This window comes from Streptomyces sp. NPDC046716 (assembly GCF_040645755.1).
GTDB lineage: Bacteria > Actinomycetota > Actinomycetes > Streptomycetales > Streptomycetaceae > Streptomyces.
Genome location: NZ_JBEYYU010000072.1, coordinates 1 through 21,022, shown reverse-complemented (window position 1 = coordinate 21,022; position 21,022 = coordinate 1). Strand labels below are relative to the sequence as shown.

The window sequence follows — 21,022 nt, the reverse complement described above, 5'->3', positions numbered from 1 at the left end:
GCCCGGCCACGTGACCACCCGGTTCAGGGGGTCGGGGCGTGGCTCAGAGGGCCGCGGCGACCTCGGTGCCCTGCTTGATGGCGCGCTTGGCGTCCAGCTCGGCGGCGACGTCGGCGCCGCCGATGAGGTGCGGGGTGCGTCCCGCGGCCACCAGGTCGTCGTACAGGGACCGCAGGGGCTCCTGTCCCGCGCACAGCACGACCGTGTCGACGGGGATCAGGGACTGCTCGCCGTCGACGGTGATGTGCAGGCCGGCGTCGTCGATCAGGTCGTAGGTGGCGCCCGCGACCATCGTGACGCCCCGGTGGCGCAGCTCGGTGCGGTGGATCCAGCCGGTGGTCTTGCCGAGGCCCGCGCCGACCTTGGAGGTCTTGCGCTGGACGAGGTGGACCTGGCGCGGCGGGGTGGGCCGCTCGGGCTTCGTGAGGCCGCCCCGGTCGGCGTAGTCCATGTCGACGCCCCACTGGCGGAAGTAGGTGGCCGGGTCCTGGCTCGCCTGTTCGCCGCCGTCGGTGAGGTACTCGGCGACGTCGAACCCGATGCCGCCCGCGCCGATGACGGCCACGCGGTCGCCGACGGGCGCTCCCCTGCGCAGTACGTCGAGGTAGCCGACCACGCTGGGGTGGTCGACGCCCTCGATGACCGGGGTGCGCGGGCTGACGCCGGTGGCGACGACGACCTCGTCGTACCCGTCGAGGCCGTCGGCGCCGACCCGGGTGCCGAGGCGTACGTCCACGTCGCGCAGGTCGAGCTGGGTACGGAAGTAGCGCAGCGTCTCGTCGAACTCCTCCTTGCCGGGGACCTTGCGGGCGACATTGAGCTGGCCGCCGATCTCGGCGGCGGCGTCGAAGAGCGTCACCTCGTGTCCGCGTTCGGCGGCGGAGACCGCGCAGGCCAGACCGGCGGGACCGGCGCCGACGACGGCGACGCGCTTCTTCGTGCGGGTCGGCGAGAGGACGAGCTCGGTCTCGTGGCAGGCGCGCGGGTTGACGAGGCAGGAGGTGATCTTGCCGCTGAAGGTGTGGTCGAGGCAGGCCTGGTTGCAGCCGATGCAGGTGTTGATGGTGTCGGAGCGGTCGGCGGCCGCCTTGTTCACGAAGTCCGGGTCGGCGAGCATCGGGCGGGCCAGCGAGACCATGTCGGCGGCGCCGTCGGCGAGCAACTCCTCGGCCAGTTCCGGGGTGTTGATGCGGTTCGTGGTGACGAGGGGGACGGACACCGCGCCCATGAGCTTCTTGGTGACCCAGGTGTAGGCGCCGCGCGGCACGGAGGTCGCGATGGTCGGGATGCGGGCCTCGTGCCAGCCGATGCCGGTGTTGATGATGGTGGCGCCGGCCGCCTCGATCTCCTTGGCGAGCCGCACGACCTCTTCGTGGGTGGAGCCGCCGGGGACCAGGTCCAGCATGGAGAGGCGGTAGATGAGGATGAAGTCGTCGCCGACGCGCTCGCGGACCCGCTTCACGATCTCGACGGGGAAGCGGGTGCGGTTCTCGTAACTGCCGCCCCAGCGGTCGGTGCGCTGGTTGGTGTGGGCGACGATGAACTCGTTGATGAGGTAGCCCTCGGAGCCCATGATCTCGACGCCGTCGTACCCGGCCGACCTGGCGAGCTCGGCGGTGCGCGCGAAGTCCTCGATGGTCTGCTCGACGTCGGCGTCGCTCAGTTCGTTCGGGACGAACGGGCTGATGGGGGCCTGGATCGGGCTCGGCGCGACCAGGTCCTCGTGGTACGCGTAGCGGCCGAAGTGCAGGATCTGCATCGCGATCCTGCCCCCGGCGGCGTGCACCGCGTCGGTGACCTCGCGGTGCTGGGCGGCCTCTTCCTCGGTGGTCAGCTTGGCACCGCCGGCCCACGGGCGGCCCGCCTCGTTCGGGGCGATGCCGCCCGTGACCATGAGGCCGACACCGCCCCGGGCGCGGGTCGCGTAGAACTCGGCCATCCTCGCGAAGCCGTTCTCCGCCTCCTCCAGACCCACGTGCATCGAGCCCATCAGGACGCGGTTGGGCAGGGTGGTGAAGCCCAGGTCGAGCGGGGCGAGAAGGTGGGGGTAGCGGCTCATGGGGCCCTCCGTGCGCGGCGAACGTCGTACCTGTTGTAGACGACGCCGGCACGTTTATGCAACAAGTTGCAGAAGAGAGGTGCGCCACCCCGGCCCCGCGCCTCAGGGGGTGAGCAGCCGGTTGCGCAGGCTCTGGATGGTCGCGTCGTCGAGGCCGAGGCCCTTGCGGAGATACGCGTCGAAGCTGCCGTAGATGTGGTCGACCTCGGCGAACGCGGCGCGCAGCCAGGAGAGTTCGACCGCCTCGGGGTTGCCCGTGTAGTCGTTGCTGGCGAGGAAGTCGGCCTCCACGGTGGCGCGCGGGACACCGAGCAGGGTGAGCAGCACGGCGGTGCCCCAGCCGGTGCGGTCCTTGCCCGCCGAGCAGTGGTAGACGGTGGCCCCGGCGTTGGTGTCGACGGCCGTGAGCAGGTCCTTGAAGGCGTGGTCGGCGCCGACGAAGTTGACCATGAACGGGTAGCCGATGGACTGCCCGAGGTCGGAGGAGCCGGAGAACAGTCCGGCGGCGATGGCCTGGGCGAGGGTCATCAGGGCCGGATCGTGGAAGCTCACCCCGTGCGCCAGGGACACCACGTCGGCGACCTGGTAGGCGACACCGGCGGGGACCTTGTCCGGCTCGTCCTTGCGCTCGAAGTAGTTGCGCAGGTCGACGTCGCGGGTGATGCCCTGGTCGACGATGCGCTGCTGCTCGGCGGCGGTGAGGTTGCTGAGCTTGTTGCTGCGGTAGACGATCCCGTACTTGACCCAGCGGCCGTCGCTCGTACGGTAGCCGCCGGCGTCGCGGAAGTTCTTCGCGGAGGCGATGCCGAGGGAGCGTTCGGCGACGACGTAGGCGCCGCCGGTGTCGGGGGTCAGCTCGAAGTACCAGCGCCGGTCGGCCGCCAGCTTGCCCGCGGGCACCGTCAGGGTGCCGGTGCCGGCCGCGCTGCCGAGTGAGGTGCCGGGGTCGCTCGCGTCGGGCTCGGTGTGGGCCGTGACCTGGACGGTCGTCGCCGGCGACGACCAGGAGAGCGTGTACGAGCCGTCGGCGGCGAGGTGGGCTGCCGCCTGCGTGAACGGCACGGGCTGCGCCGCGAGGCGCTCCGCGGTGGCGGTGGGGGTGTGCGGCTCGGCCAGTGCCGGGTGGGCCAGGGTGGCGGTGCCGGTGAGGACCAGGGTGGCCAGTGCGGCTGCGGTCAGGCGTCTGGGCTGCATGGTCGGGCGTCTCCTCGCGGTGGGGGCGGCGACTTCGGCAGCCATGATGTCGACGGGGGGCGCCGGTTTGAACTGGAGCGTGGATCAAAGCGGGGGCGGTGGGGTTGTGACGGGTGACAAGAGGGGGCGTCGTGGTCGGGTGCGGCTCCGGTGGGGGCTGGTCGCGCAGTTCCCCGCGCCCCTGAAGGCATGCGCTGCGCGCAGCCTTCCCCTGAGGCCGCAACTCCGCCACGCCTCCCCGACAGGTGCTGCATGGGACACGCCTCCCCGACGGGTGCCGCACGTGGCACGCCTCTCCACCAAGGCACCGCACGGGACGCCCCCCTCCGCTAACGCACCGCACGGGACGCACCCCTCCACCGACGCACCACACGGAGCACGCCCCTCCACCAAGGCACCGCACGGGACGCACCCCTCCACCGACGCACCACACGGGGCACGCCCCTCCACCGACACACCACACGGGACGCACCCCTCCACCAAGGCACCGCACGGGGTGCGCCTCTCCACCGACGCACCGCACGGGGCACGCCCCTCCACCGACGCACCGCACAGGGTGCGCCCCTCCGATGAGATGGCGCACGCAGTGCGCATCTCAGGGGCGCGGGGAACTGCGCGAGAAGCGGCCACCGGCGCGCACACGAACAACAACCCGTCGAAAGCGCCGGGAACCGCGCGACCGGCCACGACGGCCCCCGCACCCAGTTGTAGAGTGCAACGAGCGCAGGGAGAGGATCGGCACGTGGCGCAGGACGAACGGGACGGGGGCCGGCAGGCCGCCGTGGAGGTCATTCAGCGGGAGCTGACGTCCTTCGCACGGCGCGCGAGGGCGACGGCGGCACGGATCCACCCCGAGCTGTCCCTGGTGTCGTACACGCTGCTCAGCCATCTCGACGAGCAGGGCGGCTGCCGCGCCACGGACCTCGCGGCGCACTACGCGCTGGACAAGTCGACGGTCAGCCGCCAGGTCTCCGCGTTGGAGCGCTCCGGCCTCGTGATGCGGCGCGTGGACCCGGACGACCACCGGGTCCAGGTCCTGCACCCGACCGAGGCCGGCGCGGAGATCCTGCGGCAGGTGACGGTCAGCCGCCGGCAGATATTCGGCGACCGCCTGACGGACTGGCCGGCGGACGACCTCGAACGGTTCGCCGCGTACCTGGTGCGCTACAACGAGGCCGCGCGGGAGGACTGAGCGCCCCCCGGCACCCGCGCGGTGCGGAACCGCGTGGTGCGCCGCAGCCGGAAGCCGAGCGCCTCGTACAGCCGGATCGCGTTCGTGTTGGCCGCGCTGGTGTGCAGGAACGGCGTCTCGCCGCGATCCCTGATCCCGGCGGCGACGGCCCGCACGAGCCGCCCGGCGAGTCCCTGTCCGCGGTACGCGGGGTCGGTGCAGACGGCGCTGATCTCGGTGAACCCCGGCGGGTGCAGCCGCTCCCCCGCCATGGCGGCGAGCACACCGTCGCGCCGGATCCCCAGGTAGGTGCCGAGTTCGATGGTGCGCGCCTCGAACGGACCGGGCTCGGTGCGGGCCACCAGATCGAGCATCTCCGGCACGTCGGCCTCGGTCAGGCGCACCGCCTCCGGGTCGTGCGCCGCGTCCACCCCGTCGTCGACGAACTGCACGCCGGGCAGGTCGAAGACGGCCTCCCAGCCCTCGGGCAGGTCCTCGCTCACCCCGGGGACCGGCACGGTGCCGTCGGAGTCGGCGAACGCGGCGAGGTCCGTCCAGTCCCCGGCCGTGAAGTCGTCGGGCAGGGCCAGCCACGGCGAGACGTCGGCCGGGTAGCGCAGCACCCGGCCGCTGCGCTCGGCGAAGCGCGCGTGCGGGCCGGTCAGCGCGGCGTACGCGGGGTTGTCCAGCGGGTGCGCCCCGGCGTCGGGCAGGCCGGCGCCCCCGTGCTCCTCGTACGTCTGCGTCATACCGGTCCCCTTCGCGCGTGGTGAGGTGTGTTCCGTCGTCCTGTCAGTGCGCCGCGGCACACCTCACCGTCGAACCCCCGGGTCGGGGCGGTTCATTCCCGTGCGCGCAGGGTGTTCACGAGCCTGCAATGTGTTGCCGGGCGGTGATCGCGCTTGGCATGCTGGCGCGATGCCGACGATGCCACTCCATGATCAGGTCGAGGCGCTGCTCGCCGCCGCCGACGCGGGCACGCTGCCGATCGTCGCCGCCGGCGACCCGGTGCTGCGCCGCCCCGCCGAACCCGTCGACGGACAGCTCGACGACGCTCTCCTCGACCGGCTCGTCGAGGTGATGCGCCGCACCATGCACGCGGCGCCCGGCGTGGGGCTCGCCGCGCCGCAGATCGGGGTGGCGCTGCGGCTCGCGGTGCTGGAGGACGCGGCGACGGTGACCGAGGAGGTGCGGGCGGCCCGGGGCCGGGTGCCGCTGCCGTTCCGGGTCCTGGTCAATCCGTCGTACGAGGCCGTGGACGGCGGGCGCCGGGTGGCGTTCTACGAGGGGTGTCTGAGCGTGCCGGGCTACCAGGCGGTGGTCGCCCGGCACGAGCGGGTGCGGCTGCGCGCCCTGGACGAGCGCGGGCGCGCCGTCGACGAGGAGGTCGGCGGCTGGCCCGCGCGGATCGTGCAGCACGAGACGGACCATCTCGACGGCACCCTGTATCTGGACCGGGCCGAGCTGCGCTCCCTGTCGTCCACGCAGACACAGGCGGCGGTGGAGCGCTGGGCGCAGCCGACGCCCCGGCTGGCCGCGGCCGAGCTGGGGTTCCCGCTGCCGGAGTCCGGCTGACGCTCAGTCCATGGGCGGCATCTCACCCTGCGTCCTGGTGACGTCGATGACGGAGAACGCGCAGCCCTGCGGGTCGGCCACCGAGGCCATCCGGCCGAAGGGGCTGTCCATCGGGCCGAAGTGCAGCTTGCCGCCGAGGCGCTGCACGGTGGCGACGGCGGCGTCGCAGTCCTCGACGACGAAGTACACGTTGACGTACGACGGCACGTGTTCCGGGAAACCGTCCCCCATCCGCATCCGGCCGAGGACGGGCTCGTCGCCGAGCTGCCAGACGTGGAAGTCGACGTGCTCGTCGGCGACCTTCTTGGCGTCGTACGGGAAGACGGACGTGAAGAACGTGTCGGTCTTGGCGGCGTCGCGGGTGTTGACCTCGGCCCAGCAGTACGCGCCGGGTTCGTTGACCGCCTCGAAGCCCTCGTGCGAGCCGGGCTGCCAGAGGCTGAACATGACGCCGGCCGGGTCCTGGACGGTGACCATGGTGCCGAAGTCGGAGACCTGCATCGGCTCCATCATCAGGGTGCCGCCCGCGCCCGCGGCCTTCCGGGCGCTGGCGGCGACGTCGGGGGCGGCGAGGTAGAGGTTCCAGGACGGCGGGACGCCCTCCGCGCCGGGCATCTGCGGCACGAGGGCGGCGACGTGCTTGCCGTCGGCGTTCTTCGCCTGCGTGTAGTTGCCGTACTCCTCGGCTCCCGGGTCGTAGCTCCAGCCGAACAGCTCGGTGTAGAAGGCCTTCGCCGCCTCCAGGTCCGGATACATGGCGTCGGCCCAGACGGGCGCGCCCTCGGGACGTAGGGACATGACGCGACACCCTTTCCTGGGGGTGCCGGGCGGCGGTGCGCCCGGCGGCTACGGCTCCACGCTAGGCCTGCGCGCCCCGGTCCGCGATCGGTGCGCCGGTGCCGGGGACGCGAGGTCGAGGGTGGGCGCCACCACGGCGAACGCCTCGTCGAGGAGGGACACCGGGTCCTGCGCCCCGTCCCCCGCACTCCAGCGCTGGAGGACGACGTGGAAGGCGGTGAGGGCGGCGCCCGCGGCGAGCGCGGGGTACAGGTCGGCGACGGGATCGCGGCCGGTCCTGCGGGCCAGCTCGGCCGCGAGGTCGTCGCGCCAGCGGTCCTGGCGCTCCAGGAACCGCGCGAGCAGCGCCGGGGTGCGCAGGATCAGCCGGACCACGCGGAGCGCCCGCTCGGAGTCGGCGGCGCAGGTGGTGACGGGCACCCGGACGGTGTGCAGCAGCGCCTCGGACGGCGTCTCGTCGGCCGGCCGGCCGACGAGTGCGGTCCGCATGTCGTCGCCCATACCGGCCAGGAACTGGACGACGACGTCCTCCTTGGACCGGAAGTAGCGGAAGAACGTCCGCTTCGAGACTCCGGCGGAGTCCACGATCTCGTCGACGGTGACGGCGTCGAAGCCTCTGATGGCGAGCAACTGCAGCGCCGCCTCGGTCAGTTCGTCGGCGACGAGCTGCCGCTTGCGCTCGGCCAGGGTCGACTCTGCTCGGGTACTCACCCGTGCATCCTACATGCCGTGCCTCTCATGGCACCAGAAGCACTTCTTGACACCAAGTGCCATCGGGGTCAATCTGTGCCGCATGACACGGGAGCGATGGACCGACGACCGAATGTCCGACCAGAGCGGCCGCACGGCCGTCGTGACGGGAGCGAACAGCGGGGTGGGGCTCGCGACGGCCCGGGCCCTCGCGCGGCACGGGGCGCGTGTGGTCCTCGCGGTGCGCGACGCCGACCGGGGGCGCCGCGCCGCCGCCGGCATCACCGCCGAGTTCCCGGCCGCCCGGCTCGACGTGCGCCACCTGGACCTGGCCGACCTCGACTCCGTCCGCGCGTTCGCCGAGGGGATGCGTGCCGGGCGGCAGCGGGTCGATCTGCTCGTCAACAATGCCGGGGTGATGGCGCCGCCGCGCACGCTCGGCGCGCAGGGGCACGAGCTGCAGTTCGCGACGAACCATCTGGGCCACTTCGCGCTCACCGGGCTGCTGCTCGACCTGCTCGCCGGGGGCGACGACTCCCGCGTGGTGACGGTGAGTTCGCCCAATCACCGGCAGGCCCGGATCGCCTTCGACGACCTGGACGGGGAGCGCGCGTACTCCCCCATGGGCCACTACGGCCAGTCGAAGCTCGCGAACGCCGTCTTCGGGCTGCACCTGCACCGGCTGCTCGGGCGCACCGACAGCCCGGTCCGCAGCGTGCTCGCGCATCCCGGGTACGTGGCGACGAATCTGCAGAAGGGAACCCCGGTCGCGGGGGTGCGGCTGCTGTACGGGCGGCTGCTCGCGCCGCTCGCCCAGGGACCGGCCGACGGTGCGCTGTCCGTGCTCTACGCGGCGACCGAACCGGGCGTCCGGGGCGGCGAGTTCATCGCGCCGGGCGGCCGGGGCGAGCTGCGCGGGGCCCCGGTCAGGGTGGAGCCCGCGCCGCGCGCCGCGGACGCCGCTACCGGCCGCCGCCTGTGGGAGGTGTCAGAGCGGCTGACCGGTGTGCGCTTCCCGCTGCCGGTGGCCGGGTGAACGGCCGTCGTCGTCGCGTCCACTGGCGCAGCCGCTCGGCGGGCCGGGGCAGCACCACGAACGCCTCGGCCTGGAGGCAGGCCCAGCCGATGCGCGGCAGGTCGCGGGCGGTGGGGTAGACGACGAAGCGGGGCTGCCACTCGGGCCGGAACTTGGCGTTGAAGCGGTACAGCGACTCGATCTGGAACCAGCGGGAGACGAAGACGAGCAGGGACCGCCACACTCTCAGCACCGGTCCGGCGCCGAGCCGTTCGCCGCGGGCCAGCGCGGCGCGGAAGACCGCGAAGTTGAGGGAGACGCGGCTGATGCCGAGGGCGGGCGCGTCGCGCAGGGCGGCGACGATGAGGAGTTCGTTGAGGCCGGGCTCGGCGGTGCGGTCGCGGCGCATCAGGTCCAGGGAGAGTCCGTCGTCGCCCCAGGGCACGAAGTGCAGCAGGGCGCGCACCTGCTCGTGTCCGGCCGCGTCCTTCTGGTGGGCGGTGACGACGACGCAGTCCCCGTCGGCGGGGTCGCCGAAGCGGCCGAGCGCCATGGAGAACCCGCGTTCGGTGGCGCTCCCCCGCCAGGCCGCGGCGGCCTCGCGCAGCTGCTGCTTCTCGGTGTCGTCGAGGTCGCGCACAGGGCGGGTGCGGCAGGAGTATCCGGCGCGTTCGATGCGGTGCACCATCTGGCGCACGTTGCGCATGGCGCGTCCGGAGAGGCTGAAGGCGGCGCAGTCGACGATGGCCTCGTCGCCGAGTTCCAGGGCCCTAAGGCCGCCTTCGCGGATCCACACCTGCCCGCCGAGTTCGCTGCAGCCCATGACCGCGGGGGTCCAGGCGTGCCGCTCGCAGTGGCCGAGGAACTCCTTGATGGCGCCGGGCCAGGCCTCGGGGTCGCCGATCGGGTCGCCGCCGGCGAGGGCGACGCCGGAGACGACCCGGTAGCCGATGGCGGCCTTGCCGGTCGGTGAGAACAGGACGGACTTGTCGCCGCGCAGCGCGAAGTAGCCGAGCGAGTCGCGGCGCCCCTCGCGGTCGAGGAGGGCCCGCAGCCGGGCCGTGCCGTCGGCGGGTGCGAGCCGCACCGGGCGCAGGACGAGGTACGTGGTCGTGGCGCCGGTGACCAGGCCGAGCGCGAGCAGTGACAGATGGACGGCGTCGCCGACGCGATCGGACGCGTAGGTCAGCGGTCCCGCCGCCCCCACGAGCCCGGCCGCCACCTGCTGCACACGGTCGCCGAAGGAGATCCCGTCCCCGGCCTCGTCGCCGGCGCGCACGCCGACGATCAGCAGGCCGATGCCGAAGCTGAGCGAGCCGAGCACGAGCAGATTGCTCAGGGCGCGGATGCGGCCGCGCGGATCGCTGCGGGCCCGGAACTCGTCCCGGAACACGACGAGTCCGGCGCACAGCAGCGCGGAGACGGCCGCGGCGACGAACGCGTGGTGACGCAGTCCCTGGACGACGGCGCTCGCCGCCAGCAGGAGTACGGCGGCCTCCCAGGCGCGCCGTTTGCGGCGGCGCAGGCCCCGGGCGAGCAGCACGAGGAGGAGGCCCGAGGCGAGCGCGGCGGCGCGGGCGATGGAGTCGGCGAGCCCGGGTACGTACGGCGCGATGCGTTCGATGCGGGTGACGCGGACGTGCGGGAAGACGGCCGTCGCGATGTCGAGGAGCCCGATGAGCAGGCACGTGTGACCGGCCACGGCGGCAGGGCGAGGTTTCACAGCCGCCGAGCGTAGGGACGCCGGACACCGGTGGAGTAAGAGCGGGTGAGGAGGAGGGTAAGAAGGCGCGCCCTGGCCAACCCGCCTGCCCGGCGGCCGCTCTTCACCGGAGGAGGCTGCGGGTTCGGCGGTGCGCCGCCCGGCGAGAGGAGAGGTGCGGATGGGCCTGACGAGTCGGGCGTTGCTGTACGCGATGGTGCTGATGGCATTGGGCTGCGTGGGTCTGACGGTGTGGGTGTGGCCACGTCTCGCGGGCCGGGGACCGCTGCCCGTGCTGGGCAGGCTGGGGGCGATCGTGGTGACGCAGTGCGCGGTGCTCCTGGCGTGCGCGGTGGCCGTGAACGGCGAGTTCGAGTTCTACGGCACCTGGGACGAACTGCTCGGTCATGTGTCGACCGCGCCCGCCCACATCGCCGAACTGGGCACCGGCGGCGGCGTCTACGCCCAGCGCACCGCACTGGTGCAGCCCGCCGGTCCACAGGGCCTGGACCGCGTCGAGGGGCTGCCGGTGGGGCCGCCCGCGAAGGTCGGGCGGGTGGAGTCGGTGCGCATCGTCGGACGGCGCACCCATGCGATCGACCCGGCGTTCGTGTATCTGCCGCCGCAGTACTTCCAGCGTCAGTTCCACCGGCAGCGCTTCCCGGTGATCGTGGCGATCAGCGGCTATCCGGGCGGCATCATGAACCTCGCCTCGTTCCTCCGTGTGCCGCAGACGGCTGGGCAGTTGGAGCGGTCGAACCGGATGCAGCCGACGGTGATCGTGATGGTGCGGCCGACGATCGCACCGCCGAGGGACACCGAGTGCGTGGACGTGCCGGGCGGCCCGCAGGCGGAGACGTTCTTCACCCAGGACCTGCCCGAGGCGGTGAAGGCGGCCTACCGGGTGGGCCACGATCCGAGCGCGTGGGGTGCGCTCGGCTACTCGTCGGGCGGCAGCTGCGCCCTGCAACTCGCGCTGCGCAACCCGAGGGTGTACACGTCGGCCGCCGCGCTGTCGGCCGACTACAGGATCGACGACGATCTGACGACGGGCAGCCTGTTCGGTTCGGGACCGCTCGCCGCGCGCCGCAGGGACGGGCACGACCTGATCTGGCGGCTGCGCCATCTGCCGGTGCCGCGGGTGTCGGTGCTGGTGGCCAGCAGCCGGCAGGGCGAGCGGGACTACGGGCCCACCCTGCGGTTCCTCAAGGCGGTGCGCGCGCCGATGACGTCGGCCCGGATCATCCTGCCGCGCGGCAGCCACCACTTCACGACGTGGGTGCGCGAGATCGGGCCCGCGATGGCGTGGATGGGACAGCAGCTGACGTTCCCGCAGGACACGGCACCGGCACCCCGCCCGCCGCACAGGACCGCGCAGGCCGGGGCGCCGCCCCGGAGGCGCTGACGTCGGGCCTCGTGGCCGGCGGCGTGACTCCCGCCGCCCGTCACCGCCCCGCCCGGCCTGTTCCTCCCGGATCCGACCCGCCTAGGATCGGCGGCCATGACCCTGACCCGGCGTCTCACCTCACGCGTCCTGCTGCTGGACGACCGTGACCGGCTGCTGTTGTTGTGCGGGCGCGATCCGCGGCGGGCGGGGGCCCGTTGGTGGTTCACCGTCGGCGGGGGCGTGGAGGACGGCGAGAGCCATCCGGCGGCGGCCGTGCGCGAGATCCGGGAGGAGACGGCCCTGTCGCTGCCCGTCGCCCGGCTCGGCCCCCTCGTCTGGACCCGGCGCACCGTCTTCCACGTGGACGGGCGCGGGTTCGACCAGCACGAGGAGTACCGCGTCGCGCGCGTCACGGCCGGGGAGCGGGCCCGGATGGAGATCGATCCGGCCGAGGCCCGCTACGGCCATCACTGGTGGTCGGTGCCGGAGCTCGCGGCGACGGACGAGTCCGTACGCCCGCACCGGATGGCCGAACTCCTGCCCGCCCTGTTCCGTCCCGTCCCCGCGGACCGGCCGCCCCTGTATCTGGGACACGTCGACGAGGGCCCCGGGCAGGAAGGAAGCTGAACCCCGGTGCGGACCGGGTGATCAGCCCGCGACGCGGACGCCGAACTGGAAACTGCCGATCGTGCTCATCGACTCGTAGCGGACGACGGTGCCGGGGTACGGCGCGTGCAGCACCTGGCCGTTGCCCGCGTAGAGGCCGACGTGCTCGGTGTTGTTGAAGAAGACCAGGTCACCGGGCTTGAGCTGGCTCATGCCGAGGTGGGGGCCCTCGTTGACCTGGGTGTACGTGACCCGGGAGATCTGGACGCCGGCCTGCGCGTACGCCCACTGGGTCAGGCCCGAGCAGTCGTAGGAGTTGGGGCCGGAGCCGCCGCGGAGGTACGGCTTGCCGATCTGGGAGGCCGCGGCGCTCAGGGCGGCGGCGCCGAACTTGGAGCCGGCCACCTCGTTGCCGAGGTCGACGCGGCTCGCGGAGGAGCGGCTGGCGCGCGTCTCCTCGTCGGCCATGGACTGACGCTCGGCGGCGGTCAGGGAGTTGAGCAGCTTCTGCGCGGCGCTGAGCTTGCCCTGGATCTCGCGCTTCTTCTTGCCGAGTTCGGTGCGGGTGTCGGCGAGGTCCTTGAGCTTCTCGGATGCCTCGGCGCGCTCCTGGGCCAGCGTGCGCTGCTTCGCCTGGACCTTCTTGAGCGACTCCAACTGCTGCTCGGAGAGCGAGTCGAGGGTGGACGCCTTGTCGAGGTAGTCGTCCGGGTCGGCGGAGAGGAAGAGCTGGACCGAGGCGTCTATGCCGCCGGAGCGGTACTGCTCGCTGGCCATGATGCCGATACCGGCGCGCAGTTCGTTCAGCTCGCTCTGCTCCCGGGCGACCTTGTCCTGGAGCCGGTCGATCTCCTTCTCCAGCTTGTCCTGGTTCTCCTTGGCACCGTCGTACTGGTTGGTGGCCCGCTCCGCCTCTTCGTAGAGCTTGTCGACCTTGGCCTTGACCTCGCTCTTCGTGGGCTTCGGAGCCGCGTTGGCGGCCTGGGAGGTCAGGGCCACGGCCGCGGCGGCGGTCGCGGTGAGCACGGTCACGCGAGTGCGGCTCGGCTGCTTGGGTCGACGGTGGGACGCCACGAAGGCGAGCTCCTTCATCCTCCGGCCGCCCACGGACGAACCCATGGACGGTGCCCCTCCACCGTCACGCACCTGTTGTGAGTGATCGCGAGTGGAAGGTCGAAGCCCTGACACTAGTGACCTCCCTGTGACCATTTCAAAGTCTGTTGTGAAAAAACTCGGTCATACCCTGCATTCTTTGCACACAATTCACGGGCAGTGATGTCTTTTTGACGCTACGTTGCCCGGCGCGTGGCGATGACGAGTCCGCACCGCGGGTTGCCGTCCGGCCGTTCCCCCAGCTCGGGGAGGCTCCGCAGCTCCAGATCGAACCCGGCGCGGTCCAACTCCCGGCGCACCTCGCCGAACCGGAACACCCGGTAGTACATGACGAACGGCGGCCGCCACACCGCGTTCCGCACCCGCATCACCGTGTCGAATCCGAGCATGGCCCAGTAGCCGCGCGAGCCGGGCCGCGCGGGCGCGGGCATCGGGAAGACGAACTGCCCGCCGGGGCGCAGCACCTGGCGCACCTGCGCGAACAACTCCGCCTGCTGGCGCGGCAGAAAGTGCCCGAACGCCCCGAAGCTGACCACCAGGTCGAAGGCGGGCCCAAACGGCAGCGCGAGCGCGTCCCCGCGCACGTACGACGCCGTGGGCTCAGCGCGCCGGGCGACGTCCAGCATGCCGGCGCTGAAGTCGACCCCGACGGCCCGCTCGGCGCACACCTCCCGCAGCACGCCGAGCCCGGCCCCCGTGCCGCAGCACAGATCGAGCCCGGTGCGGTAGGGGCCGAGTTCGCGCAGGGCGCGCGTGACCGGGGCGAGGATGGCGTCCGGGGTCCGGAACGGCGTGTGGTCGAACTTCGGCGCGAGCAGGTCGTAGCCGCGCTCGACCGACGAGAGCGCCTGAACGGCCAGTTCGCGGAGGGTGGGGCCCTGGGGGGTGAACATGGCCGCTCAGCATAGGTCGGCGGTCCCGGGAAATCCGGGCTTGCCACGCACCAGGTGCGGCGTGGTACTGTCCCAGTGGTACTTGTGTACGCCTCCTCTTCTCCCCATCGGGGCCATCGAGGCGCCGGTACCGATCCTCTCTTTTCAGCGCGTGAGCGTTCGGCATCGCCTTTTCGGCGCACTGCCGCCCTGGCGCGCACCATCCCTGGTCAACGGGTTCCGACGGGTTCCGTCCCGCCCCTGTTCCAGGTTCTCCTCCCGGCCGGCCGGGCGTGACATGTCCGCCCGCCCCTCGTATCGCCGGAAATCCCACCCCCTCTCCGCCCGCGTACGACAGCAGTCCGCGAAAGGACCCTGATCCCTCATGACCACCACCACACTCCGCGCGCCGGAACAGTCCGGCGCCTCCCCGTCCGCCCCAGCCCCCGTCAGCGCGGCCGGTGTCCTCGACATCGCCGGGAACGGGGCCGGATTCCTGCGCTCCCCCGGCCTGGTGCCCGCGCCGGACGACGTCCAGGTCCCGGACCGGCTCATCCGCCAAAGCGGCCTGCGCACCGGCGACTTCGTCACCGGGGTGTGCGGCAGGCCGCGCACCCTCGCCCGCGTCGAGACCGTCGAGGGACTGCCCGCGCAGACCGCGCGCAGCCGGCCGCGGTTCGCCGATCTCACCCCGCTCCACCCGGACCGCAGGCTGCGCCTCGACAGTCCCGCGGGCGGCCTCGCGGGCCGCGTCGTGGACCTGGTCGCGCCCGTCGGCAAGGGGCAGCGCGGTCTGATCGTCGCGCCGCCCAAGACCGGCAAGACGGTCCTGCTCCAGCAGCTCGCCGCCTCGATCGCCGACCGGCACCCCGAGGCCCATCTGATGGTGGTGCTGCTCGACGAGCGCCCCGAGGAGGTCACCGACATGCGCCGCTCGGTGCGCGGTGAAGTCCTCGCCTCGACCTTCGACCGGCCGGCCAAGACCCATATCGCGCTCGCCGAACTCGCCGTGGAGCGCGCCAAGCGTCTCGTCGAGCGGGGCGTCGACGTGATCATCCTGCTCGACTCGCTGACCCGGCTGTGCCGGGCCCACAACAACGCCGCCGCGGTGTCGTCCAAGGGCGGCCGCACCCTGTCCGGCGGGGTCGACGCGGCCGCGCTGCACGGCCCCAAGCGGCTGTTCGGCGCGGCCCGCAACACCGAGGAGGCCGGTTCGCTGACCATCCTCGCCACGGCGCTGGTCGACACCGGTTCGCGCGCCGACGACTACTACTTCGAAGAGCTCAAGAGCACCGGCAACATGGAACTGCGCCTGGACCGCACCCTCGCCGACGCCCGCGTCTTCCCGGCCGTCGACATCACCCCGTCCGGCACCCGCAGGGAGGAGCTGCTGCTGCCCGCCGCCGAGCTGGCGACCGTGAGCGGACTGCGCCGGGCCCTCCAGGGACGCGACGGACGCTCCGGCTACGAGGCGCTCCTCGACAAGCTCCGCAAGACCCCCGACAACGCCGCGTTCCTGCGCCAGGTCCACGGCACCGTCCCCACGGCCTGACGGGCTCCTCGGATACGTAATACTCGTCCTATGACTGCGAGCATTACGCGCCCGGGACGAGGGCCGTCCGTGACGGTCCGCCGGGCGACCGCGCGGGACGCCAAGCGCCTCACCCGTCTCGTGCGCGGCTCCCGTGCCTACGAGGGCCGGTACGCGGCGATGGTCGAGGGCTACCGCGTGGGCCCCGCCTACATCGACACCCACCGGGTCTTCGTGGCGGTCGACGCATCGGGGGACGCCGGTGCGCCCGAGCGGGTTCTCGGCTTCTACGCGCTGCTGGTCGACCCGGCCGAGCTGGACCTGATGTTCGTCGCCGACGCGGCGCAGGGCCGCGGCATCGGACGGCTCCTGGTCGCCCACATGCGGCAGGAGGCCCGCGCCGCCGGGCTCGACCGCGTACGGGTGGTCTCGCATCCGCCCGCCGAGGGCTTCTACCGCAGCGTGGGGGCCCGCCGCACCGGCACCGCTCCTGCCTCCCCGCCGGCGGTCGCCTGGGACCGGCCGGAACTCGAATTCGCCCTTCCGCCCGACGCCTGAGGGGTTCCGCCCCCGGCGCCTTCGGCGCACACTCGGGGGCACCGAACCGGGCGACCATGGGGCAAGGAGGCCACATTGGGCGACAGTGAGGCACGCAGCGAGGCGTTCGACGTGATCGTGGAGATCCCGCAGGGCTCCCGCAACAAGTACGAGATGGACCACGACCTGGGCCGCATCCGCCTCGACCGGATGCTGTTCACCTCGACCCAGTACCCCGCCGACTACGGCTACGTCGAGGACACGCTCGGCGGTGACGGCGACCCGCTGGACGCCCTGGTGCTGACCGCCGACGCCACGTTCCCCGGCTGCGCCATCGAGTGCCGGGCGATCGGCATGTTCGTGATGAGCGACGAGAAGGGCCCCGACGAGAAGATCCTCTGCGTCCCCGCCCACGATCCGCGCCACGCCTCGGTCCAGGACATCGAGGACATCCCGGAGTTCGACCGTCTGGAGATCACCCACTTCTTCGAGGTCTACAAGGACCTGGAACCCGGCAAGTCGGTCGACGGCTCGCACTGGGAGGGCCGCGACAAGGCGTACGAGGAGATCGCCCGGGCCCGTGCGGCCCTGCGCGGGCCGAGCGGCGGCTGACCCGGGGCGCCCCGCGCGATCCGGGCCGTTCGGCCCCCCGGCAGGGTCGGTCGGCCCACCTTCAACCTCCTCCCACCCTGAGATGCTTCTGCACGGAGCCTCCCGTGTGCCCGCTCTCCCGCCGCGGCGCACGGTAGAGGCACGGGCCCGTCGGTCGTGGGCGGGGGAGCCTCGAGCGACGGGCCCGGCACGGGGTCGACGGCGATCTTCACGGGCCGGGACGCGCGACGCGACAACTGGCGCGCAAATCAGCCCAATCGGAGCGATAAAGTGGCCCGTCAACCCACACGCGCCCGATCACCCAGGAGCATCTACGTGACCGTAGCCATCGACGCCTCCGAAGCAGCGGCCCCGACCGGCGACGACGCCGTACCGCCGCAGGCCGCGGAGTCCACGCCCGCGGTCGACGCGCAGGGGAGCACGACGGACGAGCAGGCGGGCAACTTCTGGCAGCCGCCGACGGACATCGGCGCCGCGCCGGAAGGGGCCGAGGAGGCCGCGGAGGCCGAGGAGGAAGCCTCCGGCGAGGTGCCGGAGGAGATCGCCAGGGACGCGCACGAGTTCGGCGTGTACGCGCGCACCGGCGGCTGGGCGTTCGCCCTGAAGGTGGCGCGCAGCGTGCGCCCCGGCGGCCAGCCGGCCGGTGAGACGTCGAAGGTATCGGCGCGCAGGTTCGCCGAGCTCGCCGGCTGCTCGGCCGACCGTGTCATGCGCTTCTACAAGGCGTGGGACCGCGCGGCGGACGACGGCATCGTGCCGCAGTTCGAGTCGCTGGCGCCGGGGGCCGAGATCGAGCTTCCCGAGGCCGATGTCTGGCTGTCGTACTACGTCTCGCGCTCCAGCGGCGCCTCCGTGCGCGGCCAGGCGATCACCGAGGCCGCCGAGGCGGAGGGCATCCGGCCGACGAAGGCCCTGGAGGTCGCGGAGAACCCGACGGCGCTGCGGGCCGCGATCCTCGCCGACCCGGGCACCGCGGAGGCCGCCCGCAAGGCGCTGATGGACCGGCTCGGCGAGGACCCGGTGCTGCGCACGGGGATGGCCCGGGACATCGTGCGCACCGACGACCTGAAGAAGGCGGTGGCCGAGGAGAGCAAGACCGGCGGCCAGCTCGACTACGTACGGAAGATCGTCGAGGAGGGGCAGGTCAAGACGCCCGCGGGGCAGAAGATCGAGGCTCCGCGCTCGCTGCGCGAGGAGGCCGAGCGCCACCTGTCCCTCATCGACGAGCTGGACGAGGACGAGGAGACCGGCGAGTGGGCCCAGGAGGCCTACGACAGCGTGCGCACGCTGGTCGCCGAGACCGTCGAGAAGGATCCCGAGCTGCGGGTCCAGGAGCGGCGCGCGAAGTTCTACAGCAGCCTGCAGAAGGCGACGAAGGCGTTCGAGGAGCTGACCTTCGACGACGTCGACGGCGAGGAGATGGACGACATCGTCGAGGACGACATGCTGCAACGCCTGGAGGAGCTGCAGCAGGCGATCTCGACCTGCATCTCGGCCCTGCAGAAGGCCAAGACCGGCAGCTGACCCGCCACGCCGCACCCGCCGATGCCCGGCACTCCCCCACGGGAGCGCCGGGCATCGGCGCGTTCTGGGGGTGTTACCTCGGTCACCCGCCTAGCGAAACGTTGTCGTTTCGCTAGTGGAGGGCTTACGCTCGTCAAGAACCTGAACGAAACCGTTTCGTTCACATAGCTTACGCCCTGGAGTGGCTCCCATGTCTCAGACCTCCGCGGTCGAGGCCACCGACGTCTCGGCCCGGCGCCCGCAGGACACCCACGACGTGTCCCGCAAGCGCTGGTGGATCCTCGGCATCATCGGCATCGCCCAGCTGATGGTCGTGCTCGACGCGACCATCGTGAACATCGCGCTCCCCTCGGCCCAGCGGGACCTCGGCTTCAACGACGGCAACCGGCAGTGGATCGTCACGGCGTACGCGCTCGCCTTCGCCTCGCTCCTGCTGCTCGGCGGCCGCATCGCCGACCTCTTCGGCCGCAAGCCGGCCTTCCTCATCGGCATCGCGGGCTTCGCCGGCGCCTCGGTCCTCGGCGGCGCCTCCACCGGCTTCGGCATGCTGGTGACCGCGCGGGCCCTCCAGGGCGTCTTCGGCGCGCTGCTCGCCCCGGCGGCCCTGTCGCTGCTCAACACCACGTTCACCGACGCCAAGGAGCGCGCCAAGGCGTTCAGCGTCTACGGCGCGATCGCCGGTGCGGGCGGCGCGGTCGGGCTGCTGCTCGGCGGTCTGCTCACCGACGCGCTCGACTGGCGCTGGACGCTGTACGTGAACGTCGTCTTCGCGATCGTCGCCTTCGTCGGCGGCTGGCTGCTGCTGGGCAGCCACCGGGACGCCGCGGGCTCCAAGCTGGACCTGCCCGGCACGGTGCTCGTCTCGGCCGGTCTGTTCTCCGTCGTGTACGGCTTCAGCAACGCGGAGACCCACGACTGGGGCTCCCCGCTGACCTGGGGCTTCCTGCTCGCGGGCGGAGTGCTGCTGGCGGCGTTCACCTGGTGGCAGACCCGGGCCGCGCACCCGCTGCTGCCGATGCGCGTCCTGCTCGACCGGGACCGGGCCGCCTCCTTCCTCACCGTGCTGATCACCGGTGCGGGCATGTTCGGCGTGTTCCTGTTCCTCACGTACTACCTGCAGCTGAACCTCGGCTTCAGCCCCACCAAGACCGGTGTCGCGTTCCTGCCGATGATGGCCACGCTGATGGTCATGGCGCAGATCTCCACCACCGTCCTGGTGCCCCGGATCGGCCCGAAGATCATCATCCCCGGCGGGTTCGCCGTCGCCGCGCTGGGCATGGCCTGGCTGACCGGGATCGGCCTCGACTCCGGGTTCGCCACCCACGTACTGCCGCAGCTGCTCGTGATCGGCGCGGGCCTGGGCGCCGTGATGCCGCCCGCGATGTCGCTGGCCACCAGCGGGATCGGCGCCGAGGACGCGGGGGTCGCCTCGGCGACGGTCAACACCATGCAGCAGGTGGGCGGCTCGATCGGCACCGCCCTGCTGAGCACCCTCGCGGCGAGCGCCGCCACCAGCTACCTCACGGGCCGCAACCCGGCGGACAAGCTGACGCAGGCGCAGGCCACGATCGAGAGCTACACGACCGCGTTCTGGTGGTCGGCGGGCTTCTTCGCCGCCGGCGCGGTCATCACGTTCCTGCTGTACCGGCGTGGAACCGTGCGGCAGTCCGCCGACACCCAGGCGGCACCGGTCGTCCACATGTGACGACGCCCGCCGCCCCGCCGGGAGCGCCGGCGGGCGGGGTGGCATCGTGGGAGTGATCACCGGACAACCCAGGAGTCATCCCATGTCGGAATCCCCCCGGCCCACCGGCAAGCCCGCCCACCAGAACGTCACGTTCGACAGCAACGGCACCCCCGCCCACGGCTATCTGGCCCTGCCGCCCGGCGGAAGCGGGCCCGGTGTCATCGTCATCCAGGAGTGGTGGGGCCTGACCGACCACATCGCGGACGTCACCGACCGGCTGGCGGCGGAGGGCTTCGTGGCACTCGCCCCCGACCTGTACGGCGGGAACGTGGCGCACGACTCCCAGGAGGCGTTCCGGATGATGCGGGAGCTGCCCGTGGAGCGCGGCGTGGCCCTGCTGTCGGGCGCCGTGGACCATCTGCTCGCGCTGCCCGAGGTCACCTCGGACACGGTCGGCACCGTCGGTTTCTGCATGGGCGGCGGCTTCGTCCTGTACCTGGCCGCGCAGGACCCGCGCGTGAGCGCCGCGGTGCCGTTCTACGGAGTCATCCAGGGCGAGGTCCCCGACTTCTCGGGGCTCAGGGCCCAGATCCTCGGCCACTACGGGGAGCGCGACGAGACGGTCCCGGTACCCACCCTGGACGGCCTGGCCCGCACGATCCGCGAGCAGTCCGGCATCGCGCCGGACTTCCGGATGTACCCGGCGGACCACGCGTTCTTCAACGACGGCCGCCCTGAGGTCTACGACGCGGACTCGGCGGCCAAGGCCTGGGCGGCCACGGTGGAATTCCTGAAGCGCACACTCGGCAACTGAAAGCCCCTCCGGCGATTGAGGAGCGGGGTCCGGGGCGGAGCCCCGAGACGGCGGGGCCGGGAGGCATCGACCTCCCGGCCCCTTCCCAGGGGGGAGTATGCCGCGGTGGCCGATGCCGGGCATCTCGTGCACTAC

General features: G+C 72.4%; 19 protein-coding genes. 11 read left to right on the top strand and 8 right to left on the bottom strand.

The window, feature by feature from the left end; all coding sequences use genetic code 11:
• Positions 1-43: 43 nt before the first annotated feature.
• Together ABZ930_RS35570 and ABZ930_RS35565 are read right to left on the bottom strand one after the other, a co-directional pair.
• Complete coding sequence (locus ABZ930_RS35570) at positions 44-2,059, bottom strand: NADPH-dependent 2,4-dienoyl-CoA reductase (protein WP_361557613.1); 2,016 nt, start codon at positions 2,057-2,059, stop codon at positions 44-46.
• 102 nt (positions 2,060-2,161) lie between these two features.
• A complete protein-coding gene (locus ABZ930_RS35565; protein ID WP_361557609.1) occupies positions 2,162-3,253 on the bottom strand; it encodes a tyrosine-protein phosphatase in 1,092 nt (363 codons plus the stop codon).
• A gap of 742 nt (positions 3,254-3,995) precedes the next feature.
• Between ABZ930_RS35565 and ABZ930_RS35560 the strand changes: the two genes are divergently transcribed.
• The gene (locus tag ABZ930_RS35560; RefSeq protein ID WP_361557607.1) at positions 3,996-4,445 is read left to right on the top strand and encodes a MarR family winged helix-turn-helix transcriptional regulator; all 450 of its coding nucleotides are present in this window, start codon (positions 3,996-3,998) and stop codon (positions 4,443-4,445) included.
• On the opposite strand, the gene ABZ930_RS35555 is transcribed toward ABZ930_RS35560, so the two are convergent.
• Positions 4,418-5,173 (bottom strand): GNAT family N-acetyltransferase, encoded by a 756-nt coding sequence (locus tag ABZ930_RS35555; protein WP_361557605.1) that lies wholly within the window; start codon positions 5,171-5,173, stop codon positions 4,418-4,420. The two genes, ABZ930_RS35560 and ABZ930_RS35555, sit on opposite strands and share 28 nt — an antisense overlap.
• A gap of 169 nt (positions 5,174-5,342) precedes the next feature.
• On the opposite strand from ABZ930_RS35555, the gene def reads away from it, so the two are divergent.
• Entirely contained in the window at positions 5,343-5,999 is a 657-nt protein-coding gene (gene def / locus ABZ930_RS35550) for a peptide deformylase (protein ID WP_361557603.1), read from the top strand.
• Positions 6,000-6,002: 3 nt separating this feature from the next.
• On the opposite strand, the gene ABZ930_RS35545 is transcribed toward def, so the two are convergent.
• Positions 6,003-6,797: a VOC family protein gene (locus ABZ930_RS35545; protein ID WP_361557601.1), complete on the bottom strand. Its 795-nt coding sequence runs from the start codon at positions 6,795-6,797 to the stop codon at positions 6,003-6,005.
• 48 nt (positions 6,798-6,845) lie between these two features.
• The gene (locus tag ABZ930_RS35540; protein ID WP_361557598.1) at positions 6,846-7,508 is read right to left on the bottom strand and encodes a TetR family transcriptional regulator; all 663 of its coding nucleotides are present in this window, start codon (positions 7,506-7,508) and stop codon (positions 6,846-6,848) included.
• 82 nt (positions 7,509-7,590) lie between these two features.
• Here ABZ930_RS35540 and ABZ930_RS35535 point away from each other — a divergent pair, with 82 nt between their 5' ends.
• Positions 7,591-8,523 carry an oxidoreductase gene (locus ABZ930_RS35535; RefSeq protein WP_361557595.1) on the top strand — a complete coding sequence of 311 codons (933 nt, stop codon included), beginning with the start codon at positions 7,591-7,593 and terminating at the stop codon, positions 8,521-8,523.
• Here the strand turns inward: ABZ930_RS35535 and ABZ930_RS35530 are convergent.
• On the bottom strand, positions 8,450-10,225 hold the full coding sequence (locus ABZ930_RS35530) for a phosphatidylglycerol lysyltransferase domain-containing protein (RefSeq protein WP_361557592.1): 1,776 nt from the start codon (positions 10,223-10,225) through the stop codon (positions 8,450-8,452). The two genes, ABZ930_RS35535 and ABZ930_RS35530, sit on opposite strands and share 74 nt — an antisense overlap.
• A gap of 160 nt (positions 10,226-10,385) precedes the next feature.
• Between ABZ930_RS35530 and ABZ930_RS35525 the strand changes: the two genes are divergently transcribed.
• On the top strand, positions 10,386-11,609 hold the full coding sequence (locus ABZ930_RS35525) for an alpha/beta hydrolase-fold protein (RefSeq protein ID WP_361557589.1): 1,224 nt from the start codon (positions 10,386-10,388) through the stop codon (positions 11,607-11,609).
• Between the two features lie 96 nt (positions 11,610-11,705).
• Entirely contained in the window at positions 11,706-12,218 is a 513-nt protein-coding gene (locus tag ABZ930_RS35520) for an NUDIX domain-containing protein (RefSeq protein ID WP_361557586.1), read from the top strand.
• Between the two features lie 21 nt (positions 12,219-12,239).
• Here the strand turns inward: ABZ930_RS35520 and ABZ930_RS35515 are convergent, their stop codons facing one another.
• Both ABZ930_RS35515 and ABZ930_RS35510 read right to left on the bottom strand, forming a co-directional pair.
• Entirely contained in the window at positions 12,240-13,271 is a 1,032-nt protein-coding gene (locus ABZ930_RS35515; RefSeq protein ID WP_361557668.1) for an NlpC/P60 family protein, read from the bottom strand.
• 215 nt (positions 13,272-13,486) lie between these two features.
• Positions 13,487-14,203 carry a class I SAM-dependent methyltransferase gene (locus tag ABZ930_RS35510; protein WP_361557583.1) on the bottom strand — a complete coding sequence of 239 codons (717 nt, stop codon included), beginning with the start codon at positions 14,201-14,203 and terminating at the stop codon, positions 13,487-13,489.
• Between the two features lie 364 nt (positions 14,204-14,567).
• Here ABZ930_RS35510 and rho point away from each other — a divergent pair, with 364 nt between their 5' ends.
• From rho to ABZ930_RS35480, 6 genes are all read left to right on the top strand, one after another.
• On the top strand, positions 14,568-15,734 hold the full coding sequence (gene rho, locus ABZ930_RS35505; protein WP_361557580.1) for a transcription termination factor Rho: 1,167 nt from the start codon (positions 14,568-14,570) through the stop codon (positions 15,732-15,734).
• Positions 15,735-15,764: 30 nt separating this feature from the next.
• On the top strand, positions 15,765-16,271 hold the full coding sequence (locus ABZ930_RS35500) for a GNAT family N-acetyltransferase (protein WP_361557577.1): 507 nt from the start codon (positions 15,765-15,767) through the stop codon (positions 16,269-16,271).
• Positions 16,272-16,346: 75 nt separating this feature from the next.
• The gene (locus tag ABZ930_RS35495; RefSeq protein ID WP_361557575.1) at positions 16,347-16,862 is read left to right on the top strand and encodes an inorganic diphosphatase; all 516 of its coding nucleotides are present in this window, start codon (positions 16,347-16,349) and stop codon (positions 16,860-16,862) included.
• 315 nt (positions 16,863-17,177) lie between these two features.
• Positions 17,178-18,386 carry a hypothetical protein gene (locus ABZ930_RS35490; RefSeq protein WP_361557573.1) on the top strand — a complete coding sequence of 403 codons (1,209 nt, stop codon included), beginning with the start codon at positions 17,178-17,180 and terminating at the stop codon, positions 18,384-18,386.
• A gap of 190 nt (positions 18,387-18,576) precedes the next feature.
• Positions 18,577-20,091 carry an MFS transporter gene (locus ABZ930_RS35485; RefSeq protein WP_361557570.1) on the top strand — a complete coding sequence of 505 codons (1,515 nt, stop codon included), beginning with the start codon at positions 18,577-18,579 and terminating at the stop codon, positions 20,089-20,091.
• Between the two features lie 82 nt (positions 20,092-20,173).
• Positions 20,174-20,887: a dienelactone hydrolase family protein gene (locus ABZ930_RS35480; protein WP_361557567.1), complete on the top strand. Its 714-nt coding sequence runs from the start codon at positions 20,174-20,176 to the stop codon at positions 20,885-20,887.
• Positions 20,888-21,022 lie beyond the last annotated feature (135 nt).

Excerpts from the sequence above, each read along its gene's own strand:
- ABZ930_RS35570 (WP_361557613.1), bottom strand. The coding sequence starts at position 2,059 with ATGAGCCGCTACCCCCACCTTCTCGCCCCGCTCGACCTGGGCTTCACC.
- ABZ930_RS35565 (WP_361557609.1), bottom strand. The coding sequence starts at position 3,253 with ATGCAGCCCAGACGCCTGACCGCAGCCGCACTGGCCACCCTGGTCCTC.
- ABZ930_RS35555 (WP_361557605.1), bottom strand. The coding sequence starts at position 5,173 with ATGACGCAGACGTACGAGGAGCACGGGGGCGCCGGCCTGCCCGACGCC.
- def (WP_361557603.1), top strand. The coding sequence starts at position 5,343 with ATGCCGACGATGCCACTCCATGATCAGGTCGAGGCGCTGCTCGCCGCC.
- ABZ930_RS35545 (WP_361557601.1), bottom strand. The coding sequence starts at position 6,797 with ATGTCCCTACGTCCCGAGGGCGCGCCCGTCTGGGCCGACGCCATGTAT.
- ABZ930_RS35535 (WP_361557595.1), top strand. The coding sequence starts at position 7,591 with ATGACACGGGAGCGATGGACCGACGACCGAATGTCCGACCAGAGCGGC.
- ABZ930_RS35525 (WP_361557589.1), top strand. The coding sequence starts at position 10,386 with ATGGGCCTGACGAGTCGGGCGTTGCTGTACGCGATGGTGCTGATGGCA.
- ABZ930_RS35520 (WP_361557586.1), top strand. The coding sequence starts at position 11,706 with ATGACCCTGACCCGGCGTCTCACCTCACGCGTCCTGCTGCTGGACGAC.
- ABZ930_RS35510 (WP_361557583.1), bottom strand. The coding sequence starts at position 14,203 with ATGTTCACCCCCCAGGGCCCCACCCTCCGCGAACTGGCCGTTCAGGCG.
- rho (WP_361557580.1), top strand. The coding sequence starts at position 14,568 with ATGACCACCACCACACTCCGCGCGCCGGAACAGTCCGGCGCCTCCCCG.
- ABZ930_RS35500 (WP_361557577.1), top strand. The coding sequence starts at position 15,765 with ATGACTGCGAGCATTACGCGCCCGGGACGAGGGCCGTCCGTGACGGTC.
- ABZ930_RS35485 (WP_361557570.1), top strand. The coding sequence starts at position 18,577 with ATGTCTCAGACCTCCGCGGTCGAGGCCACCGACGTCTCGGCCCGGCGC.
- ABZ930_RS35480 (WP_361557567.1), top strand. The coding sequence starts at position 20,174 with ATGTCGGAATCCCCCCGGCCCACCGGCAAGCCCGCCCACCAGAACGTC.